Annotated in this window: 5 protein-coding genes; 3 read left to right on the top strand and 2 right to left on the bottom strand. The window is 59.5% G+C overall.

What is annotated here, in order from left to right; all coding sequences use genetic code 11:
* On the bottom strand, positions 1-269 hold a 269-nt coding region (locus QMX93_RS29165; protein ID WP_282359026.1), incomplete at its 3' end, for a hypothetical protein.
* A 64-nt stretch (positions 270-333) separates the two neighbouring features.
* Here QMX93_RS29165 and gabP point away from each other — a divergent pair.
* Together gabP and QMX93_RS29155 are read left to right on the top strand one after the other, a co-directional pair.
* Positions 334-1,731, top strand: coding sequence for a GABA permease (gene gabP / locus QMX93_RS29160; protein WP_282359025.1), 1,398 nt, complete (start codon positions 334-336; stop codon positions 1,729-1,731).
* Positions 1,732-1,769: 38 nt separating this feature from the next.
* Positions 1,770-2,867, top strand: a complete 1,098-nt coding sequence (locus QMX93_RS29155; RefSeq protein WP_282359023.1) for a GlxA family transcriptional regulator — start codon at positions 1,770-1,772, stop codon at positions 2,865-2,867.
* Between the two features lie 249 nt (positions 2,868-3,116).
* Here QMX93_RS29155 and QMX93_RS29150 read toward each other — a convergent pair whose 3' ends face one another.
* Entirely contained in the window at positions 3,117-5,243 is a 2,127-nt protein-coding gene (locus QMX93_RS29150) for a TonB-dependent receptor (RefSeq protein ID WP_282359021.1), read from the bottom strand.
* Positions 5,244-5,433: 190 nt separating this feature from the next.
* Between QMX93_RS29150 and ppk2 the strand changes: the two genes are divergently transcribed.
* Positions 5,434-6,249 carry a polyphosphate kinase 2 gene (gene ppk2 / locus QMX93_RS29145; protein WP_159812131.1) on the top strand — a complete coding sequence of 272 codons (816 nt, stop codon included), beginning with the start codon at positions 5,434-5,436 and terminating at the stop codon, positions 6,247-6,249.
* Positions 6,250-6,418: the final 169 nt, after the last annotated feature.

Here is a 6,418-nt window from a genome sequence, read left to right as displayed (position 1 = left end):
CGCGAAAGCGGTGGGTCAGCCACAGTTATGTTGAATGTGCCGCCGCCTTCGCGAGCAGGCTCGCTCCCACAGGTTTTGCTTTGGGTTTTCGACTGATGGGTCTTGATCGAGACTGTAAGGTTCCCCCGTGTCGATTTCAGACCAAACCATGACGCCATCAGGCTACTGAGCCCTCCACCAAGCCAGATAAGGTGAAGTGTCTTTTCATTAAAAAACCACATCGGTTTGATAAGAACTGCGGCGGTTGGATGGGGTTTCTTGTACGGCAACAACGGTGATCCGTTGCCCCTGTCCAGTCGCTTAAATGTCGCTCAGCAGAGAATAAAAAAACCAATGATTAGCCCGTCCAAGGATTCGAATGGCCAATTGGCGCAGGGCTTTAAGCCTCGTCACGTAACAATGCTATCTATCGCCGGGATCATCGGCGCCGGTTTGTTCGTGGGCTCGGGGCATGCCATTGCGGCGGCGGGGCCGGCGGTGTTGTTGGCGTATTTGTTCTCGGGTTTGCTCGTGGTGCTGGTCATGCGCATGCTCGGTGAAATGGCGGTGGCCAATCCGGACACCGGCTCGTTTTCCACCTACGCCGACCAGGCCATCGGGCGCTGGGCGGGGTTTACCATCGGTTGGCTTTACTGGTGGTTCTGGGTGTTGGTGATTCCCATTGAAGCGCTGGCGGCCGGCCATGTGCTCCATCAATGGTTTCCGCAGGTCGATGCGTGGCTGTTTGCGTTGGTGTCGATCATTGTGCTGGCCGTGACCAACCTGTTCAGCGTGTCCAAATACGGTGAATTCGAGTTCTGGTTCGCCATGGCCAAAGTCGTGGCGATCATCGGTTTCATCGGCGTTGGTTTTGCCGTGTTGATGGGTTGGGTGCCGGATCGCGAAGTCAGTGGTTTGAGCGGTTTGATGGCCACCCACGGCGGATTCGCGCCCAACGGCATGTCAGCGGTGGTCGGCGCTTTCATCACCATCATGTTCAGTTTTATCGGCACCGAAGCGGTGACCATCGCCGCCGCCGAATCCAACAACCCGGCGCAGAACATCGCCAAAGCCACGCGCTCGGTGATCTGGCGCATCGGCGTGTTTTATCTGCTGTCGATCTTCGTGGTGATTTCCGTGGTGCCCTGGAATGATCCGCTGTTGGCCTCGGTCGGCTCGTATCAACGGGCGCTGGAAATCATGAATATTCCTCACGCCAAGTTCATGGTCGACGTCGTCGTGTTGATCGCCGTCGCCAGTTGCATGAATTCTTCGATCTACATTGCTTCGCGCATGTTGTTTTCGCTGGGACGCCGTGGCGATGCGCCGAAGGCGTTGAAGGTGACATCGGCCGCCGGCGTGCCACGGGCGGCTGTTTTCGCCAGCACCGTGTTGGGCGCGGCGATCACCGTGTGGAGCTATTTCATGCCCGCCGGGTTGTTTGAATTTCTGCTTGCCAGTTCTGGCGCGATTGCCTTGCTGGTGTACCTGACCATCGCCGTGTCGCAGCTGCGCATGCGACGGATCTTGCGCCAGCGCAACGTCGAGCTGACCTTTCGCATGTGGCTTTTTCCGTGGCTGACCTGGCTGGTGATCGTGTTCATTTGCGCGGCGTTGACGGTGATGATGATCACCCCGCAACACCGCACCGAAGTGAGCACGACCATTGGCCTCGCGTTGCTGATTTCTTTCCTCGGCCTGGTGACCTCGCGTGATCCTGCGCAGGCTGCCCGGGTGACGTCAGCGGGTTAACGCCGCACCACCAACGCTTCTGTAAGGACACGAATCCGATGTCATCGAACGCCGCCGCGCCTGACGGTGCGACTCAATCCGTTGGCTTTCTGCTCTTGGACAAATTCACCCTGATGTCGCTGGCGTCCGCCGTCGAACCGTTGCGCATGGCCAATCAATTGTCCGGGCGTGAGCTGTATCGCTGGCAGACGTTCAGCGTTGGCGGCGCGCCGGTCTGGGCCAGCGACGGCGTGCCGATTACGCCGGATGGGTCGTGGAGTAATCCTTGCGTGGATACGGTGATTGTCTGCGGCGGCGTCGGCATTCAGAGCGTGATTTCGCGGGAGCACATCACTTGGCTGCAGGCCCTGGCGCGTCAATCGAAGCGCTTGGGCGGCGTGTGCACCGGCAGTTGGGCGCTGGCGAAAGCCGGGCTGCTCGACGGTTATGAATGCAGCGTGCATTGGGAATTTCTCGCGGCGATGCAGGAAGCGTTTCCGCGTGTCAGCGTCAGCACCAGCCTGTTTAGCCTCGATCGCTATCGCGTCACCACCTCCGGCGGTACCGCACCGCTGGACATGATGCTGCACTTGATCAGCCGCGATCATGGCCGCGATTTGTCCGCTGCCATCTCTGAGATGTTTGTCTACGAGCGCGTCCGCAACCAGCAGGATCATCAGCGCGTGCCGCTCAAGCACGTGCTCGGCACGCATCAGCCGAAGCTGCAAGAAATTGTGGCGCTGATGGAGGCCAATCTTGAGGAACCGATCGAGCTGGATCACCTGGCGGCGTACGTTGATTTGTCGCGTCGACAGCTGGAGCGGTTGTTCCAGAAATACCTCAACTGTTCGCCGTCGCGTTATTACTTGAAACTGCGCCTGATTCGCGCGCGGCAACTGCTCAAGCAAACGTCGTTGTCGATCGTTGAGTTGACGCATGTTTGCGGCTTTGTTTCGACGCCGCATTTTTCCAAATGCTATCGCGAACACTTTGGCGTCCCGCCGAGCGACGAGCGCGGTGGGTCGGAGATGAGCCGAAAACCGGCGCTGAAGGCGGTGTCGACGCAACCGCTGACGGTGCTGGAGCAGGCACGGAATGAGTCGACATTTGCCAGTGTTCGGATGATTGAACACGCGGATTTGGCGCAGATAGGCTGATCGACATTCATCAGTGTGGGAGCGGGCTTGCTCGCGAAAGCGGTGTATCAGCCACATTGATGTTGAATGTGCCGCCGCCTTCGCGAGCAAGCTCAGCTCCTACAGATTTTCTGTCGTACACAAAACCTGAGTCAGAACACAAATCCCCTGTGGGAGCGGGCTTGCTCGCGAAAGCGGTGGGTCAGCCGAGAAGGTGTGGGATGTGCCGCCGTCTTCGCGAGCGAGCTCTGCTTCTACAAAGGTGTGGGGTTAGAGCAAACTCCACGAAACCCCGACGTAAACCCCCATGCCTTCGCCCGGCGTCGACCGCGCGGCATCCTGACCTTTGTCGTCATACCCCGGTGTGACCGTCGCGGCGTAGTGTTTGTTGGTCAAATTGCGCATGTCGACCCAACCCTGCCAGTCCCCCTTCGGCGCGTTGTAGCCGAGCGTTGCGCCGAACAGTGCGTACGGATCGGCGTAGTAACTGTCCGCGTAATCCACGGCAACTTTCGACACCAGTTGCGTGTTCACCGCCGCAAAGAACCCCTGCGGCCAGTCGTAACGCAATTCGCCTTGGTAGTAATGCATCGGCAGGCCCGGCAAGCGGTTGTCGCCGAAGCGGTCGTCGTCGCGATAGTGGAAATCGCTGAAGGTGTATGCCTGACGCAGGCTCAACTGGCGGCCATCGGCAGCCGACCAGAGTTTGCTGTTGAGGCTCGCTTCGACGCCTTGGTGCACGGTCGGGCTGGCGTTCAACTCATACGGCGTGACGGCGTTCGCATCCGGCAGCACTGAAAGCAGTTCATGTCGCACCTGCGCGTAGTACCACGCCAGGCTCCATTCGCCGATGGCGCTGTTGCCACGCCCGCCGAGCTCCAGCGTGGTCGCGGTCTGGTTTTGCAGTTTGATCGGGTCTTTTTGCGTACCCGTCGAGGCGCCGTTACCGGCAGCGAAGCGCACGTTGGAGCTGTAGATCAGCGACCATGGGTGCGGCGCTTCGACGGAGCGGCTGAGGTTGCCGAACACTTGCAGATCCGGGTTGATCTGGTAGCGCAGGCCGAGGCGCGGCGCGTAGTCCCAGTCGTTCATGCTGGTTTTGCCACCGCTTTGCGGATAGGTCACGTCGCTTTCGCGGCGGGTGTAGATGGCGGCGAGGCCAGTGGTCAGCCACAGATCGTTGGCGATTTCGAGGTCGTTGCCGAAGTGCAGCACGGTGTCCGAACCCTGATAAGTGAAATCGCGCATTTTTGTGCCCGGCGCATAACCGGCGGTGTTGCCGGTGGGGATGCGCACGAATTCGCTGGCGCCGTCATTGGGCAGGTGTTTGGTCACGCGCAGGCCGACGTTGCTGCGGCTTTCCATGCCGAAGATCGTGTCGCGACGTTTGTAGTCGAAGGTGCCGCTGACGTCGGTGTAGGCGACTTTCAAACGGTTCGGGCCTTCGCGCAGATCCATCGGGTAATCGTGGTAGACGAGGCCGGTCTGGATGCTCGAATCGTCGTCGATGTAGAAGGTGGTTTTGTTGCCGATGAAGGTGCTGCCCGGTTGCTTGCGGCTGTCGTCGCGCGCCACGTAAGACGGATTGGCCGCGCGTGGATCGTGTTCGATGGAGTGCTTGGTTACGCGGCCGGCGAGGTCGTTGTCGGTTTCGCGGTAGCGGATGTAGAAGCGCGTTTCCAGGTTCGGGTTGAAGCGATAACCGAAGTTGGCGATCACGCCTTTGCTTTCGCTGGCGGTGTGATCCTGATAGCCGTCGGCGTTGGAATCGGTCAGCGACACGTAGTAGTCGAAGTCGCCGAGCACTTGCCCGGAACTGACCTGACGCTGCTGATAGCCGTGGCTGCCAGTGGCGTAGCGCACTTGCAGTTTCGGCGCGTTGTAGCCGGTGTGGCTGACGTAATCGATGGCGCCGCCGAGGGCCAGTGAGCCACGGTCGAAACCGTTGGCGCCGCGCAGCACTTCAACGTGATCGACCCACAGCGGTTCGAGCAATTCGTAGGGCGTGCCGCCGGGGCCGGTCAGCGGCAGGCCGTCGAGCATGGTGTAAAGGCCCGAGGCGTGGGCGCCCGGCGCGCGATTGATGCCCGAACCACGCACGGAAATCTTCACGCCTTCGTTGCCTGCCGACTGCGCGTAAACGCCCGGTTGATAGGCCAGCACATCCTGATTACTCGAGACGCGGCCCTGCAACGGTTGGCGCATATCGACCACGTTGGTGCCGCCGGGCACTTGCTCGAGGCGCTCTTTGGCTTCTTCAACCGACGCATCCGAACCGCGTTGCTCATCGGCCGAAATCAGCACTTGCCCCAGTTCCAGACCTTGAGTCTCGGCCATCGCCGGGCAGGCAAGGGCCAGGCCCAGCAGGGCAGTGGGCAGGGATTTTGGCGACGGCATCGAAAAACTCCAGACAGGCAAGGGCGGGCAATGAATGAACAGTGCGACGCAGGAAAGAACGAAGGAAACACATGGCAATTTTGCTTTTTACCCGGCGATGGCAAACAGCAGGTCATGAACTAACCTCACGTGTCTGGTGTGTGTCGTCAATAAACATTCTGTTTCTGCATTCATTCGAGAGGGCCGGGTCATGGCAAAAGACAAAAAGAAGGACGCCAAGGCGCCTGAAAGTCCGAAGCTGAAAAACAAGGATTACCTGGAGCAACTGCGCAAACTGCACGTTGAGCTGGTCAAGTTGCAGGAATGGGTGATCGCCGAGGGCGTCAAGGTTTGTATTGTTTTTGAGGGCCGTGATGGCGCGGGGAAGGGCGGTACGATCAAGGCGCTGACTGAGCGTGTGAGCCCGCGGGTTTTCCGCGTGGTGGCGCTGCCGGCGCCGACCGATCGCGAGAAGAGCCAGATGCATGTGCAGCGTTATTTACCGTATCTGCCGGCGGCGGGGGAAGTGGTGATCTTCGACCGCAGTTGGTACAACCGCGCCGGTGTCGAGCGGGTGATGGGCTTTTGCACGGATGAGCAGGCGGACAAGTTTCTCAAGTCGATCCCGTGGGTTGAGCATGCGATCGTGCAGTCCGGGGTGATTTTGCTGAAGTATTGGCTGGAAGTGAGCCCGGAAGAGCAGACGCGGCGGCTGGAAGCGCGGATCAATGACGGTCGCAAGATCTGGAAACTGACGCCGATGGATCTGAAATCCTACAGCCGCTGGTACGATTATTCGCGGGCGCGAGATGAGATGTTTAAACATTCCGATACCGAGCATGCGCCGTGGCTGGTGGCGGATTCGAATGACAAGCGTCGGGCTCGGCTGAACATCATCACTGATGTGCTGAGTCGCATTCCTTATGAGGATGTGAAGCGCGAGAAGGTTGAACTGCCGAAGCGGCAGAAGGCGGGCAAGTACAAGGATCCGAATTATCCGTATCGGCGTGTGGCCGAAAAATTCTGATACGCAGCCGGGTGCGATGTTGAACCCACCGCCGCCTTCGCGGGCAAGCCCGGCTCCCACAGGGTTCTCGGTCGTATGCAAATCCCCGAACACCCCACAAATCTTTGTAGGAGCTGAGCTTGCTCGCGAAAGCGGTGGGTCAGTCACCATCTCCGGTACAGATCCACCG

Source organism: Pseudomonas sp. PS01303, assembly GCF_029959385.1.
GTDB classification, from domain to species: domain Bacteria; phylum Pseudomonadota; class Gammaproteobacteria; order Pseudomonadales; family Pseudomonadaceae; genus Aquipseudomonas; species Aquipseudomonas rustica.
Note: the sequence above shows the minus strand (reverse complement) of the source record. Positions and strands in the feature narration are given on the sequence as shown.

Excerpts from the sequence above, each read along its gene's own strand:
- gabP (WP_282359025.1), top strand. The coding sequence starts at position 334 with ATGATTAGCCCGTCCAAGGATTCGAATGGCCAATTGGCGCAGGGCTTT.
- QMX93_RS29150 (WP_282359021.1), bottom strand. The coding sequence starts at position 5,243 with ATGCCGTCGCCAAAATCCCTGCCCACTGCCCTGCTGGGCCTGGCCCTT.
- ppk2 (WP_159812131.1), top strand. The coding sequence starts at position 5,434 with ATGGCAAAAGACAAAAAGAAGGACGCCAAGGCGCCTGAAAGTCCGAAG.
- QMX93_RS29155 (WP_282359023.1), top strand. The coding sequence starts at position 1,770 with ATGTCATCGAACGCCGCCGCGCCTGACGGTGCGACTCAATCCGTTGGC.